Origin of the sequence: Pseudomonas sp. 2822-17, assembly GCF_002742485.1 — a bacterium.
GTDB lineage: Bacteria > Pseudomonadota > Gammaproteobacteria > Pseudomonadales > Pseudomonadaceae > Aquipseudomonas > Aquipseudomonas cyclaminis.
This window is the reverse complement of record NZ_LJRZ01000455.1, coordinates 121,567-147,978: the sequence shown is the minus strand read 5'-3', so window position 1 is coordinate 147,978 and position 26,412 is coordinate 121,567. Positions and strand designations below refer to the sequence as shown.

Below are 26,412 nucleotides of genomic sequence, written 5' to 3'. Positions count from 1 at the left end.
ACCATGATGCGCAGCCACTATTGCGGCCAACTGAACGAGACCCTGGATGGTCAGGAAATTACCCTTTGCGGATGGGTTCACCGTCGCCGCGACCACGGCGGGGTGATCTTCCTCGATATCCGTGATCGTGATGGTCTGGCCCAAGTGGTATTCGACCCGGACCGCGCCGAGAGCTTCGCCGCCGCTGACCGCGTGCGCAGCGAGTACGTCGTGAAGATCACCGGCAAGGTCCGCCTGCGTCCGGCCGGTGCCGTGAACGCAAACATGGCGTCCGGTGGCATCGAAGTGCTGGGTTATGAGCTGGAAGTGCTGAACGAGTCGGAAACCCCGCCGTTCCCACTCAACGAATACTCCGACGTCGGCGAAGAAACCCGCCTGCGCTATCGCTTCCTGGACCTGCGTCGTCCGGAAATGGCCGAGAAGCTGCGCCTGCGTTCGCGCATGACCACCAGCATCCGCCGCTTCCTCGACGAAAACGGCTTCCTCGACGTCGAAACGCCGATCCTGACCCGGGCCACCCCGGAAGGCGCACGCGACTACCTGGTGCCTAGCCGTACTCACGCCGGTTCGTTCTTCGCCCTGCCGCAATCGCCGCAGTTGTTCAAGCAACTGCTGATGGTGGCCGGCTTCGACCGTTACTACCAGATCGCCAAGTGCTTTCGCGATGAAGACCTGCGCGCCGACCGTCAGCCGGAATTCACCCAGATCGACATCGAGACCAGTTTCCTCGATGAAAAAGAGATCATGGGCCTGACCGAGCAGATGATCCGCAACCTGTTCAAGGAAGTGCTGGACCTGGAATTCGGCGAATTCCCGCACATGACTTTCGAAGAAGCCATGCGCCGCTACGGTTCCGACAAGCCAGACCTGCGTAACCCGCTGGAACTGGTGGACGTTGCCGACCAACTCAAAGAAGTTGATTTCAAAGTCTTCAGCGGCCCGGCCAACGACCCGAAATGCCGCATCGCCGCCCTGCGCGTGCCTGGCGGCGCGAGCATGCCGCGCAAGCAGATCGACGACTACACCAAGTTCGTCGGCATCTACGGTGCCAAGGGCCTGGCGTACATCAAGGTCAACGAGCGCGCCAACGGTGTTGACGGTCTGCAATCGCCGATCGTGAAAAACATTCCGCTGGACAACCTCAACGCGATCCTGGATCGCGTCGGCGCAGTCGACGGCGACATCGTGTTCTTCGGTGCCGACAAAGCCAAGATCGTCAGCGAAGCCCTGGGCGCGCTGCGCATCAAGCTGGGCCACGACCTGGACCTGCTGACCTGCAAGTGGGCACCGATGTGGGTGGTCGACTTCCCGATGTTCGAAGAGAACGACGACGGCAGCTTCAGCGCCTTGCACCACCCGTTCACTGCACCGAAGTGCTCGCCCGAGGAGTTGGAAGCCAACCCGGCCGGCGCGCTGTCCCGTGCGTACGACATGGTGCTCAACGGTACCGAGCTGGGTGGCGGTTCGATCCGTATCCACCGCAAAGAGATGCAACAAGCGGTCTTCCGCCTGTTGGGCATCAACGAAGCGGAACAGGAAGAGAAATTCGGCTTCCTGCTCGACGCCCTGAAATATGGCGCGCCGCCTCACGGTGGCCTGGCCTTCGGCCTTGACCGCCTGGTGATGCTGATGACCGGCGCCCAGTCGATCCGTGAAGTGATCGCCTTCCCGAAAACCCAGAGTGCTGCGGACGTCATGACCCAGGCACCGGGCGTGGTGGATGCCAAGGCGTTGCGCGAACTGCATATCCGTCTGCGCGAGACGCCAAAGGCTGAGTAAGGCTGCTGCGCGAAAGCGCTATAGGGTTTTACACAGTCAAAAAGGCGCATCCTCGGATGCGCCTTTGCGTTAAAGAGCTGTATCTCGCCTGGGGCGGGATTGATCAAGGTTTCTAGAGAATTTCGGAGTTGTGTTATGGCTGGCCATTCCAAGTGGGCGAACATCAAGCACCGCAAAGAGCGTCAGGATGCCAAGAAAGGCAAGATTTTTACCAAGTGGATCCGCGAGCTGACCGTCGCTGCCCGTCAAGGCGGCGGTGATCCAGGCTCCAACCCGCGCCTGCGCCTGGCGCTGGACAAGGCTCTGGGCGCCAACATGAGCCGCGACATCATCGACCGCGCCGTGGCCCGTGGTGCCGGTGCGGCCGACACCGACGACATGGTCGAGCTGACCTACGAAGGCTACGGCCCGGGCGGTGTGGCGGTAATGGTCGAGTGCATGACCGATAACCGCAACCGCACGGCCGCTGCCGTGCGTCATGCGTTCAGCAAGTGCGGTGGCAACCTCGGCACTGACGGTTCGGTGGCCTACCTGTTTGAACGCAAGGGCCAGATTTCCTTCGCTCCGGGTGTGGATGAGGATGCGCTGATGGAGGCGGCGATGGAGGCTGATGCCGACGACGTTGTCACCAATGACGACGGCTCCATCGATGTGTTTACCTCGTTTGCCAGCTTCTACGCCGTGCGTAATGCGCTCGAAGCTGCCGGTTTCAAAGGTACTGACGCGGAAATTGTGATGCTGCCGACCACCAGCGCCGAATTGGACCTGGACGGTGCACAGAAGGTACTGAAGCTGCTGGATATGCTGGAAGACCTGGATGATGTGCAGAACGTCTATTCCAACGCTGACATCCCCGAGTCCGTAGCCGAACAGTTGGTCTGACGGACGATGTAGATCCAGATGTGGGAGGGGCAAGCACCCTCCCACATTGGATTTTCTCTGTATCAAAATAGTTTTCATCCAACCCGCAGGCGTTATGACTTTAATCCTAGGTATCGACCCCGGTTCGCGCATCACCGGTTTTGGTGTGGTGCAACACACCCCGCGCGGCTGCGTCTATGTCGCGTCGGGTTGCATTCGCACCGGCGCGGGCGAGTTGGCCGAGCGCCTGCAGATTGTCTATCGCGGTGTGCGGGAAGTGATCCAGACCTACGGGCCGGTGACCATGGGCATCGAAAAGGTGTTCATGGCAAAGAACGCCGATTCGGCGTTGAAACTTGGCCAGGCCCGTGGCGCCGCAATCGTCGCCGGCGCCGAAGAGGGCCTGGAAATCGCCGAGTACACCGCGACCCAGGTCAAGCAGGCCGTGGTCGGCACCGGCGCGGCCAATAAAGAACAGGTGCAGATGATGGTCATGCACATGCTCAAGCTGACCTCGAAGCCGCAGATCGACGCCTCCGACGCCCTGGCCATCGCCATTTGCCATGCGCACACCCGTTCCAGCCTGCTGCCGCACGGCTTGGGCACTGCACGCAGTCGTGGCGGGCGGCTGCGTCTCTGATAGCATCGGCGCAATCGAAATGTGCGGTCAGGCCTTGATCTGACCCCCACGCTTTAAGGATCTGAACCGTGATTGGACGTTTGCGCGGCACCCTGGCTGAGAAACAGCCGCCGCACCTGATTCTGGATGTAAACGGGTTGGGGTATGAGCTTGAAGTGCCCATGACCACCCTGTATCGCCTACCGTCGGTCGGTGAGTCGATAACGCTGCACACCCATTTGGTGGTGCGCGAAGACGCGCAACTACTCTATGGTTTCATCGGCAAGCGTGACCGGGACTTCTTCCGTGAGCTGATTCGCCTTAATGGCGTAGGGCCGAAGCTCGCGCTGGCCTTGATGTCGAGCCTGGAAGTGGACGAATTGGTACGTGCCGTTTCAGCCCAGGACACCTCGGCGTTGACCAAGGTGCCTGGCGTCGGAAAGAAAACCGCCGAGCGCCTGCTGGTAGAACTCAAAGACCGCTTCAAGGCCTGGGAGGTCGTGCCGAGCATGTTTGCCCTGGTGCCGAACCAGCCGGACATGCCTGCTGCGCAAGTCGCCAGCGCTGAAAGTGATGCCGTCAATGCGCTGATCTCCCTCGGCTACAAGCCTCAGGAAGCCAGCAAGGCGGTGTCGGCCATCAAGGACAAGAACCTGAGTGCTGAAGACATGATCCGCCGCGCCCTGAAGGGAATGATTTAAGTGATTGAAGCTGATCGTCTGATCGCGGCCACTGGCCCGCGCGACCGTGAAGAAGTCCAGGATCGGGCCATCCGCCCCCTGAGCCTGGCCGACTACATCGGCCAGCCCACCGTGCGCGAACAGATGGAGTTGTTTATCCAGGCTGCGCGCGGGCGCAGTGAGTCCCTGGATCACACGCTTATTTTCGGTCCGCCGGGGCTGGGTAAAACCACCCTGGCGATGATTATTGCCAATGAGATGGGCGTGTCGATCAAGTCCACCTCCGGGCCGGTGCTGGAGCGGCCGGGTGACCTGGCGGCGCTGCTGACCAACCTCGAACCCCACGATGTGCTGTTTATCGACGAGATTCACCGACTGTCGCCCATTGTCGAGGAAGTGCTGTACCCGGCGATGGAAGATTTCCAGCTCGACATCATGATCGGCGAAGGCCCCGCGGCGCGCTCGATCAAGCTCGACCTGCCGCCGTTCACCCTGGTGGGCGCGACCACCCGTGCGGGCATGCTGACCAACCCGTTGCGAGACCGTTTCGGCATTGTTCAACGTCTTGAGTTCTATAGCACGACGGACCTGGCAACCATCGTCAGCCGTTCGGCGAGCATCCTTGGCTTGCCGCTGGACCCGGAAGGTGCGTTCGAGATTGCGCGCCGGGCCCGTGGCACGCCACGGATCGCCAACCGTTTGCTGCGCCGGGTGCGCGATTTTGCCGAAGTGCGGGCCAAAGGGCATATCACCAAAGCCGTGGCTGACCTGGCGCTCAACCTGCTGGACGTGGACGAACATGGTTTCGATCACCAGGATCGACGTCTACTCTTGACCATGATCGAGAAGTTCGACGGTGGGCCGGTGGGCGTCGACAGCCTGGCTGCGGCCATCAGTGAAGAGCGTCATACCATTGAGGACGTGCTGGAGCCGTACCTGATCCAACAGGGCTACATCATGCGCACGCCAAGGGGGCGGGTGGTGACGCGTCACGCTTATCTGCACTTTGGGTTAAACATTCCGTCACGATTGGGTGAGATGCCCGTGGTAGACGAATTCCTCGATGCAGTGGACGATTAAAAGCATCAGTTGAGTCGATTTATTCGAGGTTTGTGCTGTCCCAGTGTCTGGCGTCGTCATTCAGTCATTGGAAATGTTCGCGAGAATGCAAAAACAGTTGCCCAGCCGGATTGGCAACCTCAGGAGTAAGCACTAGAGTATGCGCGCGCAAAACGGGGATCAGTCGTTCGCACATCGCTGTCGCGTTTATTACGAGGACACTGATGCTGGCGGCATCGTTTATTACGTCAATTACCTCAAGTTCATGGAGCGGGCTCGAACCGAGCGGCTACGGGAGCTGGGCTTTGCCCAATCCCAGCTGGCAGGGGAGGACCTGTTATTCGTCGTGCATTCCAGCGAGGCGCGTTACCACGCGCCGGCGCGACTGGACGACGAGCTGCTGGTCAGCGCTGAAGTAATCGAATTGAACCGTGCCAGCCTGCGTTTCAAGCAGCAGGTCAGGCGGGCCACGGATGCAACGCTGCTCTGTGAGGGGCAGTTCCTGGTGGCGTGTGTGCGCACCAACAGTTTGAAACCTCGGGCCATTCCCGAAACTCTACGTGCGGCCTTTGCCGCCGTGAGCGGCGCGGGTAAACAATCAAAGCAGGAGATTTAGCGTGGAACCTACCGTCGTCGACCATTCCTCCATGTGGAGCCTGGTCAGCAATGCCAGTGTTGTGGTTCAACTGGTGATGCTGATCCTGGTAGCCGCATCGGTTACCTCTTGGGTCATGATTTTTCAGCGCAGCAACCTGCTGCGTGCCGGTCGACGTGCCCTGGAGAGCTTTGAAGAGCGCTTCTGGTCGGGTATCGACCTGTCCAAGCTCTACCGCCAGGCCGGCAGCAACCCGGACCCGGACTCAGGCGTGGAGCAGATCTTCCGTGCCGGCTTCAAGGAATTTTCGCGCCTGCGCCAGCAGCCGGGTGTAGACCCGGAAGCGGTGATGGAAGGCGTGGCCCGTGCCATGCGCGTCGCCATCTCCCGCGAGGAAGAGAAGCTTGAGCAAAGCTTGCCGTTCCTTGCCACCGTCGGTTCGGTCAGCCCCTACATCGGTCTGTTCGGTACCGTGTGGGGGATCATGAACTCCTTCCGTGGCCTGGCCCAGGCCCAGCAAGCGACCCTGGCCACTGTGGCCCCCGGCATCGCCGAAGCCCTGATCGCCACCGCGATCGGTCTGTTCGCCGCTATCCCGGCCGTTATCGCTTACAACCGTTTTGCCGCACGCGGCGAGAACCTGATAGGCCGTTACTACACCTTCGCCGATGAATTCCAGGCGATCCTGCACCGTAAAGTGCACACCAGCGAAGAATAAGCAGGTACTCCCCGATGGCTTTAATCACTCGAGCTCGAACCAAGCGCAAGCCGGTCGCCGAGATGAACGTAGTGCCTTACATCGACGTGATGCTGGTGCTGCTGGTGATCTTCATGGTGACCGCGCCGATGCTCAACCAGGGCGTGAAGGTTGATCTGCCCAAGGTTTCCAGCGAAGCCTTGCCCCAGGACAACAACACCCAGGTACTGACCATTTCGATCAAGGCTGACAAGACCTATTACTGGAACCTTGGCAGCGAAGTCGACACTCAGAAGCAGCAGGACAAGGCCCTGACCCTGCCGGCGATGACCGATGCGGTGACCAAGATCATTCGCTCCGGCAACGAAGGCGGCAAGCACACGCAGGTGTTCATTCGCGGCGACAAGTCGGTCGACTATGGCTCCGTCATGGGCGCCATGGGCGGGCTGCAGAAGGCCGGCGTCGGTAACGTTGGCTTGATTACCGAGGCGCCCTGATGCAGCAACAGCGAGAGCCGTCCGCCTCGGAAAGCTACTTCTGGCCTAGCGTCTGGGCAATTGCCCTGCACGTCCTGGTGTTTGGCATGCTGTTCGTCAGCTTTGCCATGACCCCGGACCTGCCGCCAGCCAAGCCGATCGTGCAGGCGACCCTGTATCAGCTGAAATCGAAGAGTCAGGCCACCACCCAGACCAATCAGAAGATTGCGGGTGAGGCCCAGAAGTCGGCTGCGCGCCAGACTGAAGTCGAACAGATGGAACAGAAGAAGGTCGAGCAGGAAGCGGTGAAGGCTGCTGCGGAACAAAAGAAAGAAGAGGCGGCTCAAAAGGCCGAGGAATCGAAAAAGGCTGACGAAGCGAAGAAGGCCGACGAGGCGAAAAAGGCTGATGAAGCCAAGAAGTCCGAGAAAGCTGCCGAAGCTAAAAAAGCTGAAGAGAAACAATTGGCTGATATAGCCAAGAAGAAATCTGAAGAAGAAGCGAAAAAAGCTGCCGAAGAAGAGGCCAAGAAAAAGGCCGCTGAAGAAGCCAAGAAGAAGATAGTCGAAGACGCGAAGAAGAAAGCCGCCGAAGACGCCAAGAAAAAAGCTGAAGCAGACGAGGCGAAGAAGAAGATCGCCGACGACGCGAAGAAGAAAGCTGCCGCCGATGCCACCAAGAAAAAGGCCCAGGAAGCAGCGCGTAAATCCGCCGAAGAGAAAAAGGCCCAGGCCTTGGCAGATTTGCTCTCCGACACGCCGCAGCGTCAGCAAGCCTTGGCCGATGAACGTGGTGATGAAGTCGCGGGCAGTTTCGACGACCTGATTCGGGCACGGGCAGCAGAAGGCTGGACACGTCCACCTTCGGCACGCAAAGGCATGACAGTAGTGCTGCAGATCGGCATGTTGCCGGACGGTACGGTGACTTCGGTCAGCGTGGCCAAGTCCAGTGGTGACGGTTCGTTCGACAGTTCGGCGGTTGCCGCGGTCAAGAACATTGGCCGGTTGACCGAGATGCAGGGAATGAAACCAAGCGACTTCGCTCCCTATCGTTCATTCAAGATGACATTCACACCTGAGGATCTAGCCTTGTGAGAAACCTTCTTCGAGGAATGCTTGTCGTTATTTGCTGTATGGCAGGGATAGCGGCGGCGGATGAAAAAAACATCCTGGTAACCAGCGGTAGCGACCGGGCCACCCCGATTGCTGTAGTTCCGTTCGGTTGGCAGGGCGGTAGCGTGCTGCCGGATGACATGGCCCAGATCGTCAGCGACGACCTGCGTAACTCCGGTTACTACGCGCCGATTCCGAAAGGCAACATGATCAGCCAGCCGAACCAGGCCAGCGAAGTCGTGTTCCGTGACTGGAAAGCCGTTGGTGCCCAGTACCTGATGGTCGGCAACATCGTGCCGGCCGGCGGTCGCCTGCAAATCCAGTACACCTTGTTCAACGTGGCCACCGAGCAGCAGGTCCTGACCGGCAGCGTTTCGGGCACCACCGAGCAACTGCGCGACATGGCCCACTACATCTCGGACCAGTCGTTTGAAAAACTCACCGGTATCAAAGGTGCGTTCTCGACACGCCTGCTTTACGTAACGGCTGAGCGTTTCTCTGTAGATAACACTCGCTACACCCTGCAGCGCTCGGACTACGACGGCGCACGTGCCGTGACCCTGCTGCAATCGCGTGAGCCAATCCTGTCGCCGCGCTTCGCGCCGGACGGCAAGCGTATCGCCTACGTGTCTTTCGAACAGAAGCGTCCGCGCATCTTCGTCCAGCATATCGATACTGGCCGTCGTGAGCAGATCACCAACTTCGAAGGCCTCAACGGTGCGCCAGCCTGGTCGCCGGATGGTTCGCGCCTGGCGTTCGTGCTGTCCAAGGACGGCAATCCGGATATCTACGTGATGAACATGGCTTCGCGCCAGATCAATCGTGTGACCAGCGGCCCGGGTATCAACACTGAACCGTTCTGGGGCAAGGATGGTTCGACCATCTATTTCACCTCTGACCGGGGCGGCAAGCCACAAATCTACAAATCGAGCGTGAGTGGCGGCGGTGCGGAACGAGTGACCTTTATTGGTAACTACAACGCCAACCCTAAGCTTTCGGCTGATGAAAAGACGTTGGTGATGATTCACCGTCAGGATGGTTTCACTAATTTCCGGGTTGCGGCCCAGGATTTGCAGCGCGGAACCGTAAAAATCCTCACAGATACCAACCTTGATGAGTCAGCTACTGTTGCGCCCAACGGCACCATGGTAATCTACGCCACCCGCCAGCAGGGCCGGGGAGTCTTGATGCTCGTGTCCATTAATGGACGCGTAAGGCTCCCGCTTCCTACCGCTCAAGGCGAAGTCAGAGAACCGTCCTGGTCCCCTTACCTGAACTGACGCGGCGCTACAAAAAGAAGTACTTAACACACTGGGGTTCATTAGGAGTTTCACGATGGAAATGCTGAAGTTTGGTAAGTTTGCTGCTCTGGCTCTGGCTCTGTCCGTAGCCGTTGGTTGCTCGTCTAAAGGCGGCGACAATGCCGGTGAAGGCGCAGCTGTTGATCCAAACGCTGGTTACGGCGCTAACACTGGTGCAGTTGACGGCTCCCTGAGCGAAGAAGCTGCTCTGCGCGCTATCACCACTTTCTACTTCGAATACGACAGTTCGGACCTGAAACCAGAAGCCATGCGCGCTCTGGACGTTCACGCGAAGGACCTGAAAGCTAACGGCGCTCGCGTTGTTCTGGAAGGTAACACCGACGAACGTGGTACTCGTGAGTACAACATGGCACTGGGCGAGCGTCGTGCGAAAGCCGTTCAGCGCTACCTGGTACTGCAAGGTGTTGCTCCAGGCCAACTGGAACTGGTTTCCTACGGTAAAGAGCGTCCAGTTGCTACTGGCCACGACGAGCAGTCCTGGGCTCAAAACCGTCGCGTCGAACTGCGTAAGTAATTCGTCATGCGAACGTGCCGTCGTGCTCTAACTGTATTGGCTCTCAGCTTTGCACCGCTTGCGGTGTGGGCTGCGGTTCCTGTGGAAGATAGCAACTCTGGCTATAACAATAGCGGGAGCAGCTATCCGCCAGCAGGTTATGGCACGAACGGCGCCTATGCTGGGGGGGCGGCTACGTCCGCCCCCTCGGCACAGGGCGAACTGTTCAACCAGCTGCAACGCATGCAGGATCAATTGGCGCAGCAACAAGGCACCATTGAAGTTCTGCAGAATGAAGTGCGTCAGCTGAAGCAAGAAGGCCTGGAGCGTTACCAGGATCTTGATCGACGTATAGGAGCCGGTGTTACACCTGCCGCTACTCCTGATAATTCTTCTGCCGGTGGTGCGCCAAGCGCCGCTGCCGGTGGTGCAGCAGCAGGGGCCGCAGCCGCGAGCCAAGCCCCCGCAGCCAGCAGCGAACCGGGTGATCCGGCGAAGGAAAAGCTGTATTACGATGCAGCCTTCGACCTGATTAAAGCCAAGGATTTCGACAAGGCCAGCAAGGCCTTCACCGCATTCCTGGGCCGTTACCCAAACAGCCAGTACGCGGGCAACGCCCAGTACTGGTTGGGTGAGGTGAACCTGGCAAAAGGTGATTTGCAAGGGGCGGGCCAGGCATTTGCCAAGGTCAGCCAACTGTACCCCAAGCACGCCAAGGTGCCGGACTCGCTGTACAAACTCGCTGACGTAGAACGCCGCCTCGGTCATGCCGACAAGGTTAAAGGCATTCTGCAGCAGGTTGTTGCCCAATACCCGGGCACCTCTGCCGCACAGTTGGCCCAACGGGATCTGCAACGCTTGTAAGCGATGCCGCCCGTTTAGAAGAAACCCGCGCCTGGCGCGGGTTTTTTCGTTAGAATCCACGCCCTTTTATGACACCCGCTTCCTGGGGCCTACGCGTTGGCGGGGTTTCTTGAAGTGCCTGACGGAGGCGGACAGCCTGTTTAGCTGTTACGCCCGTGGCGACTATGCAAGACACATTACGCATCACCGAAGTTTTTTACTCGTTGCAGGGTGAAACGCGCACCGCCGGCCTGCCCACAGTATTTGTGCGCCTGACCGGCTGCCCGTTGCGTTGCCAATACTGTGACAGCGCCTACGCCTTCAGTGGCGGCACCGTGCGCACTCTTGACGACATTCTTGAGCAAGTTGCCAGCTACCGGCCGCGCTACGTCTGTGTGACCGGCGGCGAGCCCCTGGCCCAGCCCAACGCCATTCCTTTGCTCAAGCAGTTGTGTGACGCCGGTTACGAGGTGTCCCTGGAAACCAGTGGCGCCCTGGATATTTCCGCGGTAGATCCGCGTGTGAGCCGAGTGGTCGACCTCAAGACCCCTGGTTCCAAGGAAGCGCACCGCAACCTTTACGAGAACATCGAACTGCTGACGCCCAACGATCAGGTCAAGTTCGTTATCTGTTCCCGTGAGGATTATGACTGGGCCAACTCCAAGCTGATCCAGTACGGCCTCGACCGCCGTGCCGGTGAAGTGCTGTTCTCCCCCAGCCACCATGACTTGAACGCACGCGATCTGGCCGACTGGGTAGTTGCCGATAACTTGCCCGTACGCCTGCAATTGCAGCTGCATAAATACCTGTGGAACGACGAGCCAGGGCGCTGAGATGACGGATCAAAAGCGTGCAGTCATTCTGCTGTCCGGTGGTCTCGACTCCGCCACGTTGGTGGCCATGGTCCGAGCACAAGGCTACAGCTGCTATTCCATGAGTTTCGACTACGGGCAGCGTCACCGCGCTGAATTGAACGCGGCTGCGCGTGTCGCCCGCGACCTCGGTGTGGTTGAGCACAAGGTGGTTGGCCTGAATCTGGGGGGCATGGGCGGTTCGGCCTTGACTGACAGCACCATCGGCCTGCCAGAGGCGCCCTCGGAAGGCATCCCCGTCACTTACGTACCGGCACGCAACACAGTGTTTCTATCCCTGGCCCTCGGCTGGGCCGAAGTGCTGAACGCCCGCGACATCTTTATCGGTGTCAACGCGCTGGATTACTCCGGTTACCCGGACTGCCGCCCGGAGTACGTCGAATCGTTCGAGCGCATGGCCAACCTTGCGACCAAGGCCGGTGTGGAAGGGCAGGGGTTTCGTATCCAGGCGCCGCTGCAAAACATGAGCAAGGCCGATATCGTGAAGGCTGGCGTAGGACTTGGCGTCGATTACGCGCTGACTGTTTCCTGCTATCAGGCAGACGAAGGCGGTCGTGCTTGTGGGAAATGCGACGCCTGCCGACTGCGTGCAGAGGGCTTCCAAATGGCCGGAATTACGGACCCAACGCGTTATTTCTGATTTATTTCAAATAAGGTGTTGAATAATCCTTAGAAATCAGTATTATACGCGCCACCACACAGCGGGTCGTTAGCTCAGTTGGTAGAGCAGTTGGCTTTTAACCAATTGGTCGTAGGTTCGAATCCCACACGACCCACCATTTTTGGCGGTTTAGAAAATCCGGAAGGCCCACGCAAGTGAGGATTTCCGGGTTTTTTTTTGCCTGCGTTTTGGGGCTTACCTGCCGGTGCGCAATGCACCCAAGCTATACCAGCATTTGGCAAACCTCCCTGTTGACTCTCCTGTTACGGGCACACCCTATCCTGGCCGCTCGACTTTTCAGGATGAAGTGATGATGAGCAAGCGAGTACTGGTGATTCTGGGGCACCCCTCAACCGACAGTTTCTGTGGGGCATTGACCGACACCTATGTGAAGGCGGCCACAGAGGCCGGGCACGATGTGCGTCTGTTACGCCTGGATGCACTGCGGTTTGATCCAGTGCTGCACGATGGCTACAAACAGGTTCAGTTGCTGGAGCCCGATCTGCTCAAGGCCCAGGCCGATATCACGTGGGCTGAGCACCTGGCGTTTGTCTATCCCATCTGGTGGGGCGGAATTCCGGCCCTGATGAAAGGCTTCTTCGATCGGATATTCCTTCCCGGATTTGCCTTCAAGTATCGCGAAGGCAAAGCCTTTCCCGACAAGCTTTTGAAGGGGCGCACGGCCCACCTGCTGGTCACGATGGATACCCCGCCGTGGTACTACAAGTGGGTCTACTGCATGCCGGGCCTGCACCAGATGCGCAAGACTACCCTGGAGTTCTGCGGCATCAAACCATTGAAGACCCTCACGTTCGGGCCGATCCTCGGTTCCGGCGACTCCCAGCGCGAAGCCTGGCTCAAGCAAGCCCAGGCTATTGCTTGCCGCTGACATAGCCGTTGCACAGCATCGCCTTGCAGCAGGCGATGCCGGCTTTATCCCTGCCAATTACACTGCCTTTTGCCACCTTCGGGTTTCCGACCCCGTAGACATGTGTGAAGATGCGGCGCGCCAAAGTACGCGCCTCTTCTGCGCCATAAAAAAGGACTTTTACATGTATATCGGCAAAGCTGCCCAGTTGTCGGGCACGACAGTCAAGACGATCCGCCACTATGAAGACATTGGTTTGCTGCCGCCGCCGGTGCGCGAAGGGAAGTATCGGGTCTATAGCCAGCAAAGCGTTGAGCTGCTGACGTTTATCAAATGCGCTCAGCAGTTGGGCTTCAAGCTCAAGGAAATGCAGGCGATCCTTCAGGATCACCGGGGCCAGGAGCTGCCGTGGGATTTGGCCAACCAGGCGATTGCGGATAAAAAGCTGGAACTGAAAAACCAGATCGAAGGCTTGCAAAGTATCTACGACGGCCTTGAACAGTTCGAGAGCAGCCTCAAGGACGCCCAGTATCAATGCCAGTTTGAACATCTTTCCAAAACGGCCTGAACGAACGTGCTGCATGACCTCATGAAGCGTTGTGTGCTGTTCGGAAACGCCGGCAACCCCTGGTTACTCAATGGCTATGGCCGGCGTCGTCCGTTCCAGCCTCTAGCTCAAGGCGCCCTCGCGTCCTGGGTGCTCGCGTTCATCAGTGCGCTGCTCGGGCACAATGGCTGCAAAGAACCACGGAGATATCAAGGTCACTAACAGGATGGTCATGACGCCGCTGGAGAAGAGGGCCAGCGCTACCAGTGTTCCCAAGTCAATGACCGGCTTGTAGGCGGAAAACAGCAGGGCAAGGAAGCCCACCGAGAAAATCACCACGTTGACCACTGTCGAACGCCCGACACTGTGCATCGCCGTCAGGATCGCCTCGTCCACGTGGATACCTTGCTGAACCAGCAGCTTGATGCGCGACAGCAGGTGCACCGCGTAATCCACCACACCCACGACCAGGAACGTCACCAGCGTCGTGCCGATATTCAGCTCGATGCCCAACAGGTACATAAAGCCATATACCGTCACCGACGTGGTCAGCAGCGTCAGCATGCCCAGAATGCCCAGCCGGACGGACTTCAGCCAGAACATCATCATCAGCGTGACCACCAGCAACGCGAGCGAGAAGCTCAGGACCTGGCCCTGGGTGATCTCGGCCAATATGCCGGTCCATATTTTTGGCGTACCGGCATGGGTAACCTGCAGATTGGCCGGCTTGTTTACCAGCAGCCAGGCGTCCAGGCGATCGAGCATGGCCTTGTAGTCGCTGGCCACCGAAGAGGTCATGGTGTAGAGCGTCAAGGCCTTGGAGTAGTCGGCATTCAGTACGTTCTGCAAGTCTGAACCACCGCCGTTCTCGAACATCATGATGTGTTGCTCGATAAGCGAGTTACCGTCGACCTCAAAGGTTTCCGTCTGCCCCTCATCGTTGACCGATGTCACCTGCTCCAGGGCCTGTGGGACCCGCAGGTACTCGGGGTTCATATCATTGAGCACCAGGTTCATGCGCTTGACGTAAGCCGCCACCGAATAGGTGTAACTGACGTTTGGCTGAGACTTGAGAAAATGATCGAGCTTGTCGAGGAACTGCACGGTCTCCGTGGTCAACGCCCCACGCGGGGTCTTGGTGTCGAACGCTATCCAGCCGGGGGACGTGCCCGCGATCCGGGAGCGGTTGATGAACTCATCGGACACGCGCACCGGGCTGTCTTTCTTGAAGTATGCGATGCCCGAGTCTTCGATATCGACCATGAAGGTAAACACCGTCATCAGTGCCAACAACGGCAAGCTGACCAGCAGCACCGGTTTGCGCCAGCGGATCAGGCGGGCACAGAAAGCTACCAGGTAGCGCGAGATGATCGACTCTTTGTGCACGGTTTTACGCGGCGGCTGATCTTTGCCCCAGATGGAAATCCACGCCGGAATCAACAGCAGCGAGATGATCAGGGCGGCCGTCAGCCCGATGGACATGAACACCCCGAAGTTTCGGATGCTGACGATGTTGTTGGTGGTGGAGATCATAAAGGTGGCGATGGTGGTCACGGTGGTCAGCACCACCGGTACGACCATGCGGCGCATGGTCTCGCGGTTGGCCTCGCGGTACGTCTTGCCGGCATTGAGTTGCTCATAGTACTCAGCCATCACATGTATCGCGTCGGCGCAGCAGATGGTGAACAAAAATACCGGCAGCACACTGGTGAGCAGGTCGATGGGCACTTTTAACAAGGCCATCAGCCCCAGCGTCCAGATCGTGCAGAAGAGGATATTGAACAGCGGCAGGAACACACCCAGCGGCTTGCGAAAGAAAAACACCAGCATGGAAGTCACAAGCAGGAACACGATAGGAAACAGCAGCGCCAGGTCGTGATCGATGATCTCTTGTTGGGCTGCGATGAAGATCGGCGTCCCGGCAATAAACACTTCATCGGTGAATTGCGGATGTTTGCTCTGATAGTCCGCGACGATCTGGCGTACCTGCTGGTACGCCCGCAGTTGCGCCTGGGCGTCGTCCTGCTTGGTGCCCAGCTCGGCCACCACCACCGCGACTTTCTTGTCAGGGGAGACCACCCCGCCAACCATTTGCTCGTTGCCCATGATCTGCGCTTCGACGACCTGCGGGTCCATGTCCAGGCCGTGCAGGGTCTTGTGAATCCACAGTTCGCCATCGGCGCTCAGGCTGATGTTTTCCAGGTCGGCCATCGAGGCCATTTCCTGGATGGGGTTAATCCGCTCCGCCAGGAACGTCAGAAACTGCTGGTCTCGTTCTGCCCAGCCCTGGTTGCGGGCGTGATCGCGCAGAGCTTTGGCTTGGGCATAGTCGTTTTGGTTAAACCCGCCGCCGAGGATATCGCTGGCCAACAGTTGGGCGCGGCTGTCGTTTTCGTGCTGGCCGACAACACGGCGCAACTCGACTTCATCGTCGGCATTGGCCAGCATCAGCCGTCGAAGGGCCTGGGAGATTTCGAACTGCGCGTTGAGCGACTGCGTGTTAAATACACTGTGCGCATTGCTCTGGGCCACCATGACCGAGTCATAGGTGCCGGTGAACTCGTGCTGCAGGTCGATAATGGTTTTGCGCGCCGGGTGGCTTTCCTTGAGCAAGTAGGGGTTGGTGTCCGACATCAGCGAGCCGAGGGTATAGGTGAAGTAGGCCGTGATCGCCACCAGCACAAATACAATCGTGCGCGCATAGCGCTCAACGAAGTTCAGGTATCTTTCCATAGTTCAATCGGTTCCACGAAAGGCAGGCGCAGTATTCAGCGGGCGGATACGGCAAATTCAGGCAGGTCGCCGGTTTTCAGGCCGCGCTTGATTGCGGTCTGGTTGAACAGCCAATCGTCCAGTTCGACGTTGTACTGCAACTGGTTGAACCGCAGTTGGGAGCGCGTGCCGGCGATGAAGTCTTCGGTTTCGCTGAGGGTGATGCTGTCGATTTGATCGACCGTCTCGACTTTCAGCGTACGCATCTGCTTGAACATCACGCCTTTGACGTCGAAGAAATCCTGGCGCATGACCAGGTTGTTTTGCTTGTCGATCCACACCTTGAGCTGGTTGTAGCCAGTCTTGGCGAGAATCTGCGCAGACACCGGCGTGCGCTCGATGACGTAGCACTCGCGCCCGCCCATGCTCTCCTCGCCCATCAGTGTCTGGCGGTAGTCTTCGGCGCGGATCTTGTCCAAGTCCGCGTAGGAGTAATCGCTGCCCATAAACGCGCCACGCTTATCGGTGGTCGAGATCCGACGGGTCTGTCGGCTGACCGGCAGGTACATCCACTGGCTGTCCTCGGCATTCAGTGCTTCGTGGGGGTTTTCGATGTGGAAGGCGACGTTGCGCACATCGTTGGGCGCCGAGAAGTACATGGTGAACTTGTCACTGTCCGGGTAATCCTTTTGCAGGTAGCTGAACTCCCGCACCCGGCTATTGCCTTGCTTGTCGAGCAGGATCAACGACACCTGCGACATGAAACTCTTGCCGTCATTGCGGTCACGGGCCTGACGAATGATGTCGTCGGCGTTCGGGGCGGCCAATGCCCCCATGCTGGTCAGCATCAGGAGGCTGGCGGTCAAGACCTTGAGGGGCGGCAACATAGAATTTCCTTTTCTTGAAGAGGGTTTTATTGAGATCAGTTCAGGGCTCAGAACAGGTAGCCGGCGGACACGCGCAGTTGATCGCGTTGGCGGTACTGGCCAAAAGTGCGGTCTTCCTTGCCAAAAAACACATCCACCTCCAGGCCCAGCTTCAGCCAGTCCACTGGGGTGTAGGTGAAGATGCCTTGCAGCAAAGCGTCGTCTTTGGCAGGCGGTGACATGGCCAGGACCAGGCGGGACTTGAGGCGGTCACGCAGGTGATTGCCCTCGGCGGACAGGGTGAACAACGGCTGGCGTTTGTCCTGCACCATGCCCATTTGCCAGTCCAGTAACTGCTGCTCCTGCCATTGCACGGAAATCAGCCAGTTGCGCAGCAGGTAGTCGACCCCCAGCAATGACTTGAACATCGGGCTCTGGCTGCTGCCGTGGGTGCGGTAGGGGTTGGTGACGTGCCAGCGATCGAAGTAGGCCACCTCGCTGCGCACCACGAAGCTGTGGCCGGCATCGATCGCCAGGCCTGCGCCGCCCATGCTGTAACGTGGGAACTGGCGCTCCAGGAGCACGCGCTGATCGTCGGCGATGCCTTCGACCGCATACACCGGGTCCTGCTGGCGGGCGTTGAGGGCGACAAAACTGGCGTCCACCGAGCCGATCCTGCCGTTGGCGCTCATGCCATAGGAAAAACCTTTCTGCCCGCTGTAGTCCGGCTTCGAATCGATCACGAACAGGTCCGGGTCCGGGACTGCGAACAGCGGTGCGTCGAACTCGCTGCCCTGGGCCGGTGCCTGGTTTTTCAGGAAGTCGGTGATCCACAGGGCTTCCACTTCCCACTCGCCCACGGGCTGGGTCAGGCGCACCATCGGCACGGCGATGCGGCTGTCTTCAAGCAAGGCCGTGACCCCTTCGCGATAGTCGATGGGGTTGACCTGGTCCAGCACCCGCAGCTCGTCGGCGCGGCCCCAGACCACTTGCTGCCAACCTACGGTGACTTCACCGTCGCCCAGGTACTGGCCCCAGTAGAGGTGTCGCCAATCGGCACTGAAGCGGTAGTCATCCCGTGCCTCCTGGCTGTAAGGGTTATGCCCGTCATAGCGCGCGTCGTAGCGCACCCGGCCCTTGGCCTTGTAGTAGCCGCTGTCCCAGTTGTCTTCCAGGTTGGCCTTGAAATACGCCGCCTTCTGGGTGACAGGATCGTCGCCGTGCAGGCGCAAGGCACTGGCCAGTCCTACTTCCGCATCGGCATGGGCGGGCAACAGGTCTGCACCGGCCAGTCGCGGCGCCAGCGATACCAGGCCGAGCAACAGGCTGCGCGTGAACAATGCTGTGCTCATGACTACATCCCCAACCCGGCGCCGCCATCGATCATCAGGCTCTGGGCCGTGACCCCGGAGGCCTCAGGGCTGACCAGGTAACGCACCATGGCGGCGACTTCATCGGCCTGGATAAAACGGCGCAAGGGCAGCTTTTTCTTGGCATTGCGCAGGATCTGCTCCTGGCTGATCCCGGCAATACTGGCTTGCGTTGCCAGCTCGCCCTGCAGCATCGGCGTATCGATCCAGGCTGGCAGAATCGCGTTTACGGTAATTCGGCGCGGCGCCAGGTCCAGTGCCAGAGCCTTGGTCATGCCGATAATGCCGTGCTTGGAGGCACAGTACGCGGTGTTGCGGACCTTGCCGATGCGACCAAGGATCGACGACAAGTTGATGATGCGGCCGCGATCCGCCAGCAGTGGCAGGCACAGCGAGGTGACATAAAAGGTGCCGTTCAGATTGACGGAAATCACCTTGTGCCAGTTGTCCAGGTCCTCTGGTTCATTCTCGTTGCAGACCCCGGCGCTGTTGACCAGTACATCGATAAAACCGAGGCGCGCCGACAGGTCGTTGAATAACCCCTGCACGCTGGCAAGGTCAGCGATATCGACGCCATGGGTCTCGACGCTCGCGGCAAAGGTTGCGGCGCCGACCCAGTCCTGCAGCGATGCCACGTCACGGTCCACCAGGATCAGGCGGTGGGCCGGGTCGTTGGCGAAATGTTCCGCCACTGCCCGGCCGATACCGTTGGCGGCGCCGGTAATCAAAAACGTTCTGGGTGTATTCATGGCATTTTCAGCCCGCCGTTGACCGACAGTACTTCGCCGGTCACATAGGTTGCGCGCTCGGCGAGGTACAGCACGGCTTCGGCAATGTCCCCCGGCACGGCAAAACGCTTGATCAACAGTCGCGACTGCACTTCCTGCTCGTGGGTTTCGAGCAAGGCGGCGGTCATGTCGGTGCTGACGATTCCCGGTGCGACCGCGTTGACGCGGATATTGCGCGGTGCCAACTCAACCGCCAGGGCGCGTGTCAGCGCCTCCACACCGCCCTTGGCGGCGGCGTAGCTGCTTTGCCCTTTGCCAGGCTTTTGCGCAGCTACTGAACTGAGGTTGATGATGCAGCCTTGACGCTGGCGCATCATGCCGGGCACCACCTGCTGGCAGCAGAGCAGAGTGCCGATCAGGTTGGTCTGGATCACCGCGCAGATGGCCTCGGTGGAGAGTGTCGCCAGCAATCCATCGCGCGTGATGCCGGCGTTATTGACCAGCAGGTCGATGCGCTCGAAGCGCTGTTCAACCTGTTCGAAAAACACCTTGATGCTGTGGGCGTCACTGATGTCGCACTGCGCCGTGAAGCATTCGCCACCGAGCTTTTCGACTTCATCACGTACCGCCAGGGCCGCCGCCTCGTCACGCACGTAGTTGAACGCGACCTGGTAGCCGGCCTCGACCAGTGCCAGGACGACCGCTTTGCCGATGCCGCGACTGCCTCCGGTGACTACCGCTGTTTTAGAAGACATGGCCGTTCCTTAGAGTGAGTTGTGGGTCTTGAACTGCGCCAGGCCAAAGCCATGGATCGCCGCCAAGGCACGAATCTGCTGCACTTGCTCGCGGCTGATGTCGCCGTAGGAGTAATGCTGGGTGATCCCCGCCAGGCCCATGAGCACAGACTCGGCCATGCAGGCATACAACTGGCCCTGTTTCAGGTAGGCCCGCACATTCGGCGCCAACCCATCGTCGAATGGCGTCTGCACGATGCCGCCGTGCATGTACAGCACGTCGCTGCGCTGGCTATTGATCGCCTGATCAACGTTCAACGGCACGGCGATGTCACAGATCACGCTGTGTTCGGCAAAATGCCCGGCGTCGAGAAACGGCTGCGCCGCGTTTGCCGCACACAGGACGATGCGCGCCTGCTTGAGGGCATGCAGGTCATCGGTGACGGTAATGAAGGCGTTGGCACCCAGTCGCTCCTGCACCAAGCGCGAGACCTGCAACCCCAGCTGTGTGCTGTTGCCGTATTCGCTCAGCAGTGCACGGATACCGTCGATTTTGAGCAGGCGCTGCGCCAGCAGATCCTCGGTGGCCGTGCCCTTGATAATCGAGCGGGCAGCGTCGGCGTAGATCAGTTGAGCGGTTTTTTCCAGGCGGCGTACCGAGCCATCGCGGCCGCTGCCGATCAGGATCAAGTGGTCGACCGTGGCTGACAGCAGCGACGCATAGGTCGACGCCACGTTGCCGGCCGCGCCGACCACGGCCGCCGTCTGCGCCTGCAGCTCCAGCCCCTGTTGCTTGCAGCCTTGCTCGATGGCTTCCAGGCCCATGCCGATGGTCAAGGCGTTGCCGGAGGTCAGCGCCATGTCCGGGATTTTCAGGGCCTGGCAGTTGTTGGTCACGATGGAGGTATACATACCCAGGCCCGCGACGCGGTAGCCATCGGCGCGGGCATCCAGGATGCGATTGCCGACTTCTTTGCGAATCACGTCGAGGTCGCCACTGATGATGTAGTCCGCCATGGCGTTGGAGTCCATGCACAGCGGGTACAACGTGAACTCTACGGCCATGCCCAATTGCGAGCGGATCACCACCGGGCCCACGGGGGCTGCCCGGCGTTCCGGCGCAGTGCGTTGCATGAACACACGTTTTTGCTCGGTGCTCAGTTGGCCAAGGGAAGGGTCGACATCACCGAGGATGTCGGCATCGATCAAATGATTGATAAAGGCCACGCGGGCGACGATGGGGGTGTCCTGCGGGGCATTGGCATGGGCGGTGACCTGGAAGCCGGTGTCGCGGGGCGCCACAGCGGGGATCAAGTCATGACAAATGGTGGCGGCCAGCGGGAATGCATCCCCGCGTTGCAACAAGTCACAGACCTTCTGCAAGGCTTTGATCAGCCCGTCGATCTCGGCGAAGCTGATGCAGGCGGGCGGTTCCAGGCGGATCACATTGGAGTTGCTGCCCGACGGCGCCACGCGCAGGGCTTCGAATTGCAGCAGGTAGCCGGCAATCAGGTAACCCAAGGCATCGTTGTATTGGGCCGACGCCTGTACCAGCGAGCTGTTGGTGCTCTGGTCGTGCAGTTCAATGCCGAGCAACAGCCCGCGACCTCGCACGTCGGCGATCACCCCGGGGTAGGCCGCCTTCAACTCAAGCAGCGAGGCCTTGAGGTATTCGCCCTTGGTGTGCACGTCCTTGAGCATCGCCTGGTCATCGGCGAACAGACGATTGAGCGCCGCCAGGGCGATATGGCAGGAGGCGTCGTCTTCGGCGAAGGTCGAGCTGTGGATATAGCTGAAGTCTTTCTCATAGTGGCTGCTGCGAATCACGGTGGCCGCAATCTTCATCAAGCCACCACCCAGAGCCTTGGACAGGCAGTAGTAGTCGCCTTGCAGATTGAAATGACTGCTGGCCAGGAAGGTGCCGGTACGACCGAAACCGGATTGCACCTCGTCGATGATCAGCGGGCACTGCTGCTCATTGCACAGGCGGCGCAGGGCTTTATAAAAATCGGCCGCGAACTCGATGATGCCGCCTTCGCCCTGGATAGGCTCCATCAATACGGCGGTGATTGCGCTGAACGCATCACGCTTGACCAGCAGTTGATCACCGCACCATTGCACGTTCAGCCAATGGCGGGTGTGGCGCCCCGGCAGCTCCTGGAGTTGATGGGGTTGCTGGGGGTCAATGAACTCCACGTTCAGGCCGAAGCGCGCGAACGGCTGGCGATACTGTCGGCCATAGGTCAGTTGTACCGTGTTGACCAACTTGCCGTGAAAACTGCCGCGCAACGCGACGAACACCGGCTCGACGTGCAGCTCGGCGAGGTTGTGCTGACGCACCGCCTCAACCACCTGGCGCACCGTGGCCGTGGTCAGGTGGGCAGGCAGCAGGCCTGCCGGCAAGTCGAGGTCAGTCACATCCACTTCGCGGTAGGCGCGGTCGCTGGAGGTCAGTTGGGCCAGGGTAAAGTCCAGTTCGTCGAACTGGCGCTGCAGGTTTTTCTGGCGGCGAAACTCGGCGTGCTTGACGGCAATTTCTACTGCTTCGGCACCGCTGTTGGAAAAGGTCGAGATGTACGGTTCGTTGTTCTTCAATTCACGATTGAAGGCTTCGCTCAACGCGCGTCCCAGCGTACCGGCCGTGGCGCGGACCGACATCTGGGCGTTAAAAGGCACGTCATTGCGCAGCAGTGTGCAGAGCTGTTCGACAAACTGCGGGTCGTTATGGCCAAACAAGGCCGCGCCGTAGCCCCCGAGGAAATCGGTGACGGTCACTTCGTCACCTTGGCGGTTGCGGTAGAACAATTTGCTGCCCAGTGCCCGTTTGAACTCACACTCAAGCCCCAGGGCCTGAAGCAGATCGACAAACTTGGGGCGAACAAAATCACGGTAATCCATCACAGCCATGTCCTTTAAAAGAGGGAGGGGGGTACACACACGTCAGGCGCTGTTGGCCTGTTCGCTGTACTTCAATTGGTAGCAAGCGCTGAAACCGTTGTCGTCGCGGTTGAGCACCAGGCCATCGTCGAGCCGCGTCGAGCAGGGAGCCCCCAGCACAAACGGCAACTGCGCGGCCACGGGTTGGCTTAATCCGGCAATCGGTGGCACACGCTGGGCGAGCAGGGCGCAGCGGGCCAGGATCAGGTCCGCCAGGCTGGGAGCCGCACTCAGCAGGCCGGTCAGCGTTACGCCACTGGTGATGTGGGCGGCGCCGGTTCGGGCCAGTGTGTGGCTCAACTGTCGGTCTTTGTCGGGCGTGCCGGTGCCGCTGCACACCAGCACGTCGACTTGCTGGTCTGGCAAGTTCAAGTGCTCGATCGCGGCATCGGCGGTCATTGTCTGCAGGCAGACCTGGGGTTCATCGCCCAGATCCTCGCGACGGCGCAGGACCAGGGCCGCCGCGCCTTCGCCAGCGATACCGCCGGTGCCGTGCGCATCGAAAGCGCGCAGGGTGTCCGAACCGTCGGCGCTGATCGTGCCGGCCTGCACCAGGGCGCTGAGTGCCAGCGCATCGAGTTCGCTGCCCGCACCGACGATGATCGCCACGTCAATTCGTCCGCTCTGCAACGCGGCGCACGCTTCACGCAAGGCCGCCAGGTTGCCGGAGACCCCTTGCATGTAGGCGTTGCATTCACACTCAAGCTTGAGCGCCAGGCTGACCACGCCCAGGAGGATATTGCTCAGGCCCTTGAGCACCAGGAACGGGTCCTGTGCCCGCTCGTGCAAGATACGCCGGGCCAGGTGCTGCATGTCGGCACCTTCGCCCTGGCGGCATTCGTGGAGCAACTCGCCGTAGGACGCCAGTGACGGGTGGGTATAGCCACCCTGGCAGCAATAGAGGCCGTAGGTCAGGCCGTCGGCGCCCGGCGTCAGTTGGGCTTCGGCCAGTGCCTGTCGAACGGCGCTGACGCCCCAGATGACGGCGGGCGTGCAGTAACGTTGCAGATTTTGGGCGAGGTCCTGGCGACTGCGCTGGTGATCGTCATAGTGAATCTGCCCGAAAGCCGTGACCCGTTCACTGTGAAACTGCAAAGAGCGCAAGGGCTTGATCCCGCTGCGCGACTCACAGGCCGCCGACCAGAAGGCGTCCACGCCCCAGCCGCTGGCCAGGACACAGCCGCTGCCGGCAATGGCGATGGGGGGCGGTACGCCGCTCATTGCGCGTGCTCCTGGTATTTGCCCAGCACCAGGCAGGTATTGAGCCCACCGAAGCCGAATGAATTGCTGAGTGCCACATCGACCCGGCGGTTGACGGTCTGATGGGCGCAGTAGTCCAGGTCACAGTCGTCGGCGGCACTGTGCAGGTTGAGGGTCGGGGTAATCCTGTCCTGTTGGCAGGCCAGTGCGGTGACGATGAATTCGGGGGCGCCGGCGGCCGCGATCAAGTGGCCGAATTGGGATTTATTGGCGCTGATCGCCAGCCGTCGATAGTGCTCGTCCTGGGCGAACACCGACTTGATCGCCAGGGTTTCGGCGGCATCGTTGAGCGGGGTGGAGGTGCCGTGGGCGTTGATCAGGTCCACCTGTTGCGGGCGGATGCCGGCGTCGTGCAAGGCGGTCTGCATCGCCAGGGCGGCGCCTCGCCCTTGCGGGTCGGGCGCGGTGACCTTATAGCCGTCCAGGCTGCTGCCGAAACCCAGCACTTCGGCATAGGGCACGGCGCCACGGGCAAGTGCCCGCTCGAGGGTTTCGAGCACCACAAAACCTGCGCCCTCACCGGCAACCAGACCGCTGCGATGGCGATCGAACGGGCGGCAAAGCCCGGTGCCCCAGCGTTGCTCGCTGCTCGCCGCACCCAATAGGTAAAGCGCGGTCATGGTGTCCAGGCTCAGCACCGAATCGGCGCCGCCAGCGATAGCGACGTCGACTTCTCCCCGGCGGATCATCTGGAATGCGTTGCCGATGGCCTGGGAAGCCCCGGCACAGGCGCTGCTGATGTTGATCACCGGGCCTTCGCAACCTATGTCGTCGGCGATCACCCGGGCCAGGCGGTCATTGCTCTGGCACAACGAGTGGGCGGCATCGACCTGCTCAGCCTTGGCCATCAAGTAGCGCCAGGCCGGAGGGGCATTCGGCTCATCGGCGACGGTCAGCAGCATGTCCTGGATCTTGTGCGCCGGTGCGCCGGAAGCACACAGCACGGCGGCATCCCGCAACTGCGCGGGGCTCAGGCCGCTGTCGCTGATGGCTTGGCTGGCCGCCACCCAACCCAACTGGCTGCGTTTTTCCAGGGGCGTCTGCCAGGCGCGGTGACCTTGCAGGTAGTCCGGTAGTTGGCGAGTGTCCACCGGCGCCGCGTAGCGCACCGGGAAGGTGCCGTCGGCCACGCCTTCGGGCTGCCAGGGGCGGATGCAGTGCTCACCGAGCAGCATCTGCGCCCACATGGTTTGCCATTCGAAACCGAAACCGGTCACGGCACCCAGGCCGGTGATCACAATCCTTGGTGGACTCATGCCTGTTTCTCCATGGCTTCATTGACCAGTAATACGGCGCCCCAATGGCCCGTACGGCTGTGATTGAGCAGCAGCGTGTAGCCATCGTGTTGATCGTGAAAGGCCAGGGCAATTTCAGTCAGCAGGGCGCTGGCGCCCAGGTTGCCGGTCATGGGCTGGCAGCTGTGGAGAATCGCCTGGGTGTCTGTGAGTAGACGCGCCAGGGATGGGGTGTCAGGCGCGGCGACAATATGGGCTACGTCGCGCAAACCCAGTTTTTCTCTGCTTAATGTCTGTTGGATGACCTTGCTCGCCACGGCGTGGGAACGTTCGGGCGAGGCGCTGTAGCCACGGGCGAAGCCGGCGATGCGCAGGGCGCGTGCACCGTTTGCAGGAGGGCAGGCGGTCAGCAACAGCGCTGCGGCGCCTTCGCCGTAAACGTCCGGGGTCGCGAGAGGAGGGCGTTCGGTGGTGTCGCGCAGGTACAGGGCCGGCGAGAGATTCGGGCTACTGCTGACCACGACCCCTGCATCGGCACGCCCCTCGGCGATATGTTCGAAGGCCTCGATCAGCGCGTCGACCCCGGCATTACTCTGTGAGCAGAAACCGCCCATCGGACCATTACAGTGCAACGCTTCGGCGACATAGGCCATGACACTGCTGTTGAGCATCATCAATGCATGCAGCGGCGGGGTATAGGCAAACAGTTGCGTGAGCAGCGCATCCGGTTGCTCGGCGATGGCCTGCACGGCCTCCCAGCAGGAACTGGGGCCGTCCACTTCCGGGATGGCAGCCATCAGCGTCACCCGCTCGCCAGGCAGCTGCAAGTCCTTCAACGGGCCGGCAATCTGCCCGGCGCAGTACAGCAGCCGAGCGCCCTGAGGTTCGACACTGCGTTGAATCTTGCGGTCGAACACCGTGGTCGGCAAGCGCGGTACGCTCACGGGGTACGCCAGCTGGTCCGGGGCAAAATCCAGCGGTTGTGCCGCCTGCACCGGGCCGTGCAAGTCGGTGCACTCAGTGCCGGCGTGGTTGAACACCGAAGCGGCGATCAGGTAGACGGGTTTTGCTTGAAGGCTGTTCATC

25 protein-coding genes and 1 tRNA gene are annotated in these 26,412 nt (G+C 60.2%); 17 read left to right on the top strand and 9 right to left on the bottom strand.

What is annotated here, in order from left to right; translation table 11 throughout:
• Nucleotides 1–3: 3 nt before the first annotated feature.
• The 17 genes from aspS (at nucleotide 4) to AOA60_RS17335 (ending at nucleotide 13,505) form a co-directional block, all read left to right on the top strand.
• A complete protein-coding gene (gene aspS, locus AOA60_RS17415) occupies nucleotides 4–1,779 on the top strand; it encodes an aspartate--tRNA ligase (RefSeq protein ID WP_099585505.1) in 1,776 nt (591 codons plus the stop codon).
• Between the two features lie 135 nt (nucleotides 1,780–1,914).
• The gene (locus tag AOA60_RS17410) at nucleotides 1,915–2,661 is read left to right on the top strand and encodes a YebC/PmpR family DNA-binding transcriptional regulator (RefSeq protein WP_099585504.1); all 747 of its coding nucleotides are present in this window, start codon (nucleotides 1,915–1,917) and stop codon (nucleotides 2,659–2,661) included.
• Between the two features lie 94 nt (nucleotides 2,662–2,755).
• Entirely contained in the window at nucleotides 2,756–3,280 is a 525-nt protein-coding gene (gene ruvC / locus AOA60_RS17405) for a crossover junction endodeoxyribonuclease RuvC (protein WP_099585503.1), read from the top strand.
• 68 nt (nucleotides 3,281–3,348) lie between these two features.
• Complete coding sequence (gene ruvA / locus AOA60_RS17400) at nucleotides 3,349–3,960, top strand: Holliday junction branch migration protein RuvA (protein WP_099585502.1); 612 nt, start codon at nucleotides 3,349–3,351, stop codon at nucleotides 3,958–3,960.
• Entirely contained in the window at nucleotides 3,961–5,019 is a 1,059-nt protein-coding gene (ruvB, locus tag AOA60_RS17395) for a Holliday junction branch migration DNA helicase RuvB (RefSeq protein ID WP_099585501.1), read from the top strand.
• A gap of 139 nt (nucleotides 5,020–5,158) precedes the next feature.
• Nucleotides 5,159–5,614, top strand: a complete 456-nt coding sequence (gene ybgC / locus AOA60_RS17390; RefSeq protein ID WP_032890914.1) for a tol-pal system-associated acyl-CoA thioesterase — start codon at nucleotides 5,159–5,161, stop codon at nucleotides 5,612–5,614.
• A gap of 1 nt (nucleotide 5,615) precedes the next feature.
• Nucleotides 5,616–6,311 carry a protein TolQ gene (gene tolQ / locus AOA60_RS17385; protein WP_032890916.1) on the top strand — a complete coding sequence of 232 codons (696 nt, stop codon included), beginning with the start codon at nucleotides 5,616–5,618 and terminating at the stop codon, nucleotides 6,309–6,311.
• Nucleotides 6,312–6,334: 23 nt separating this feature from the next.
• A complete protein-coding gene (gene tolR, locus AOA60_RS17380) occupies nucleotides 6,335–6,787 on the top strand; it encodes a protein TolR (protein ID WP_160384999.1) in 453 nt (150 codons plus the stop codon).
• Nucleotides 6,787–7,860, top strand: coding sequence for a cell envelope integrity protein TolA (gene tolA, locus AOA60_RS17375; protein ID WP_032890917.1), 1,074 nt, complete (start codon nucleotides 6,787–6,789; stop codon nucleotides 7,858–7,860). The genes tolR and tolA overlap by 1 nt, the downstream gene beginning before the upstream one ends.
• A gap of 17 nt (nucleotides 7,861–7,877) precedes the next feature.
• The gene (gene tolB / locus AOA60_RS17370) at nucleotides 7,878–9,158 is read left to right on the top strand and encodes a Tol-Pal system beta propeller repeat protein TolB (RefSeq protein ID WP_174244834.1); all 1,281 of its coding nucleotides are present in this window, start codon (nucleotides 7,878–7,880) and stop codon (nucleotides 9,156–9,158) included.
• A 55-nt stretch (nucleotides 9,159–9,213) separates the two neighbouring features.
• Entirely contained in the window at nucleotides 9,214–9,714 is a 501-nt protein-coding gene (gene pal / locus AOA60_RS17365; protein WP_003209827.1) for a peptidoglycan-associated lipoprotein Pal, read from the top strand.
• 6 nt (nucleotides 9,715–9,720) lie between these two features.
• Entirely contained in the window at nucleotides 9,721–10,557 is an 837-nt protein-coding gene (gene ybgF, locus AOA60_RS17360) for a tol-pal system protein YbgF (RefSeq protein ID WP_099585499.1), read from the top strand.
• A 164-nt stretch (nucleotides 10,558–10,721) separates the two neighbouring features.
• Nucleotides 10,722–11,369: a 7-carboxy-7-deazaguanine synthase QueE gene (gene queE, locus AOA60_RS17355; protein WP_099585498.1), complete on the top strand. Its 648-nt coding sequence runs from the start codon at nucleotides 10,722–10,724 to the stop codon at nucleotides 11,367–11,369.
• A 1-nt stretch (nucleotide 11,370) separates the two neighbouring features.
• Nucleotides 11,371–12,048 (top strand): 7-cyano-7-deazaguanine synthase QueC, encoded by a 678-nt coding sequence (gene queC / locus AOA60_RS17350; RefSeq protein WP_099585497.1) that lies wholly within the window; start codon nucleotides 11,371–11,373, stop codon nucleotides 12,046–12,048.
• 63 nt (nucleotides 12,049–12,111) lie between these two features.
• Nucleotides 12,112–12,187: transfer RNA gene (locus AOA60_RS17345), tRNA-Lys, on the top strand.
• Between the two features lie 192 nt (nucleotides 12,188–12,379).
• Entirely contained in the window at nucleotides 12,380–12,958 is a 579-nt protein-coding gene (locus AOA60_RS17340) for an NAD(P)H-dependent oxidoreductase (protein ID WP_065925899.1), read from the top strand.
• Nucleotides 12,959–13,121: 163 nt separating this feature from the next.
• Nucleotides 13,122–13,505: a MerR family transcriptional regulator gene (locus AOA60_RS17335; RefSeq protein WP_074847541.1), complete on the top strand. Its 384-nt coding sequence runs from the start codon at nucleotides 13,122–13,124 to the stop codon at nucleotides 13,503–13,505.
• A gap of 102 nt (nucleotides 13,506–13,607) precedes the next feature.
• On the opposite strand, the gene AOA60_RS17330 is transcribed toward AOA60_RS17335, so the two are convergent.
• Genes AOA60_RS17330 through AOA60_RS17290 form a run of 9 tightly spaced genes read right to left on the bottom strand, consistent with a single transcriptional unit; the run spans nucleotide 13,608 to nucleotide 26,411 of the window.
• Complete coding sequence (locus AOA60_RS17330; RefSeq protein WP_099585496.1) at nucleotides 13,608–16,217, bottom strand: RND family transporter; 2,610 nt, start codon at nucleotides 16,215–16,217, stop codon at nucleotides 13,608–13,610.
• 35 nt (nucleotides 16,218–16,252) lie between these two features.
• Nucleotides 16,253–17,083, bottom strand: a complete 831-nt coding sequence (locus AOA60_RS17325; RefSeq protein ID WP_099585495.1) for an outer membrane lipoprotein-sorting protein — start codon at nucleotides 17,081–17,083, stop codon at nucleotides 16,253–16,255.
• Nucleotides 17,084–17,130: 47 nt separating this feature from the next.
• Nucleotides 17,131–18,414, bottom strand: coding sequence for a DUF1302 family protein (locus AOA60_RS17320; RefSeq protein WP_099585494.1), 1,284 nt, complete (start codon nucleotides 18,412–18,414; stop codon nucleotides 17,131–17,133).
• Nucleotides 18,415–18,416: 2 nt separating this feature from the next.
• Entirely contained in the window at nucleotides 18,417–19,181 is a 765-nt protein-coding gene (locus AOA60_RS17315; protein WP_074847537.1) for an SDR family NAD(P)-dependent oxidoreductase, read from the bottom strand.
• Nucleotides 19,178–19,915, bottom strand: a complete 738-nt coding sequence (locus AOA60_RS17310) for a 3-oxoacyl-ACP reductase family protein (RefSeq protein ID WP_099585493.1) — start codon at nucleotides 19,913–19,915, stop codon at nucleotides 19,178–19,180. The genes AOA60_RS17315 and AOA60_RS17310 overlap by 4 nt, the downstream gene beginning before the upstream one ends.
• Before the next feature lie 9 nt (nucleotides 19,916–19,924).
• Nucleotides 19,925–22,792 (bottom strand): aminotransferase class III-fold pyridoxal phosphate-dependent enzyme, encoded by a 2,868-nt coding sequence (locus AOA60_RS17305; RefSeq protein WP_099585492.1) that lies wholly within the window; start codon nucleotides 22,790–22,792, stop codon nucleotides 19,925–19,927.
• Nucleotides 22,793–22,834: 42 nt separating this feature from the next.
• A complete protein-coding gene (locus tag AOA60_RS17300) occupies nucleotides 22,835–24,052 on the bottom strand; it encodes a beta-ketoacyl synthase N-terminal-like domain-containing protein (protein ID WP_099585491.1) in 1,218 nt (405 codons plus the stop codon).
• Nucleotides 24,049–25,347 (bottom strand): beta-ketoacyl synthase, encoded by a 1,299-nt coding sequence (locus AOA60_RS17295; protein WP_099585490.1) that lies wholly within the window; start codon nucleotides 25,345–25,347, stop codon nucleotides 24,049–24,051. Before AOA60_RS17295 ends, AOA60_RS17300 begins: the two co-directional genes overlap by 4 nt.
• Nucleotides 25,344–26,411 carry a beta-ketoacyl synthase gene (locus AOA60_RS17290; RefSeq protein WP_256592847.1) on the bottom strand — a complete coding sequence of 356 codons (1,068 nt, stop codon included), beginning with the start codon at nucleotides 26,409–26,411 and terminating at the stop codon, nucleotides 25,344–25,346. The genes AOA60_RS17295 and AOA60_RS17290 overlap by 4 nt, the downstream gene beginning before the upstream one ends.
• Between the last annotated feature and the right edge of the window lies 1 nt (nucleotide 26,412).

Excerpts from the sequence above, each read along its gene's own strand:
- aspS (WP_099585505.1), top strand. The coding sequence starts at position 4 with ATGATGCGCAGCCACTATTGCGGCCAACTGAACGAGACCCTGGATGGT.
- AOA60_RS17410 (WP_099585504.1), top strand. The coding sequence starts at position 1,915 with ATGGCTGGCCATTCCAAGTGGGCGAACATCAAGCACCGCAAAGAGCGT.
- ruvC (WP_099585503.1), top strand. The coding sequence starts at position 2,756 with ATGACTTTAATCCTAGGTATCGACCCCGGTTCGCGCATCACCGGTTTT.
- ybgC (WP_032890914.1), top strand. The coding sequence starts at position 5,159 with ATGCGCGCGCAAAACGGGGATCAGTCGTTCGCACATCGCTGTCGCGTT.
- tolA (WP_032890917.1), top strand. The coding sequence starts at position 6,787 with ATGCAGCAACAGCGAGAGCCGTCCGCCTCGGAAAGCTACTTCTGGCCT.
- tolB (WP_174244834.1), top strand. The coding sequence starts at position 7,878 with ATGCTTGTCGTTATTTGCTGTATGGCAGGGATAGCGGCGGCGGATGAA.
- pal (WP_003209827.1), top strand. The coding sequence starts at position 9,214 with ATGGAAATGCTGAAGTTTGGTAAGTTTGCTGCTCTGGCTCTGGCTCTG.
- ybgF (WP_099585499.1), top strand. The coding sequence starts at position 9,721 with ATGCGAACGTGCCGTCGTGCTCTAACTGTATTGGCTCTCAGCTTTGCA.
- queE (WP_099585498.1), top strand. The coding sequence starts at position 10,722 with ATGCAAGACACATTACGCATCACCGAAGTTTTTTACTCGTTGCAGGGT.
- queC (WP_099585497.1), top strand. The coding sequence starts at position 11,371 with ATGACGGATCAAAAGCGTGCAGTCATTCTGCTGTCCGGTGGTCTCGAC.
- AOA60_RS17340 (WP_065925899.1), top strand. The coding sequence starts at position 12,380 with ATGATGAGCAAGCGAGTACTGGTGATTCTGGGGCACCCCTCAACCGAC.
- AOA60_RS17335 (WP_074847541.1), top strand. The coding sequence starts at position 13,122 with ATGTATATCGGCAAAGCTGCCCAGTTGTCGGGCACGACAGTCAAGACG.
- AOA60_RS17330 (WP_099585496.1), bottom strand. The coding sequence starts at position 16,217 with ATGGAAAGATACCTGAACTTCGTTGAGCGCTATGCGCGCACGATTGTA.
- AOA60_RS17325 (WP_099585495.1), bottom strand. The coding sequence starts at position 17,083 with ATGTTGCCGCCCCTCAAGGTCTTGACCGCCAGCCTCCTGATGCTGACC.
- AOA60_RS17320 (WP_099585494.1), bottom strand. The coding sequence starts at position 18,414 with ATGAGCACAGCATTGTTCACGCGCAGCCTGTTGCTCGGCCTGGTATCG.
- AOA60_RS17315 (WP_074847537.1), bottom strand. The coding sequence starts at position 19,181 with ATGAATACACCCAGAACGTTTTTGATTACCGGCGCCGCCAACGGTATC.
- AOA60_RS17310 (WP_099585493.1), bottom strand. The coding sequence starts at position 19,915 with ATGTCTTCTAAAACAGCGGTAGTCACCGGAGGCAGTCGCGGCATCGGC.
- AOA60_RS17305 (WP_099585492.1), bottom strand. The coding sequence starts at position 22,792 with ATGGATTACCGTGATTTTGTTCGCCCCAAGTTTGTCGATCTGCTTCAG.
- AOA60_RS17300 (WP_099585491.1), bottom strand. The coding sequence starts at position 24,052 with ATGAGCGGCGTACCGCCCCCCATCGCCATTGCCGGCAGCGGCTGTGTC.
- AOA60_RS17295 (WP_099585490.1), bottom strand. The coding sequence starts at position 25,347 with ATGAGTCCACCAAGGATTGTGATCACCGGCCTGGGTGCCGTGACCGGT.
- AOA60_RS17290 (WP_256592847.1), bottom strand. The coding sequence starts at position 26,411 with ATGAACAGCCTTCAAGCAAAACCCGTCTACCTGATCGCCGCTTCGGTG.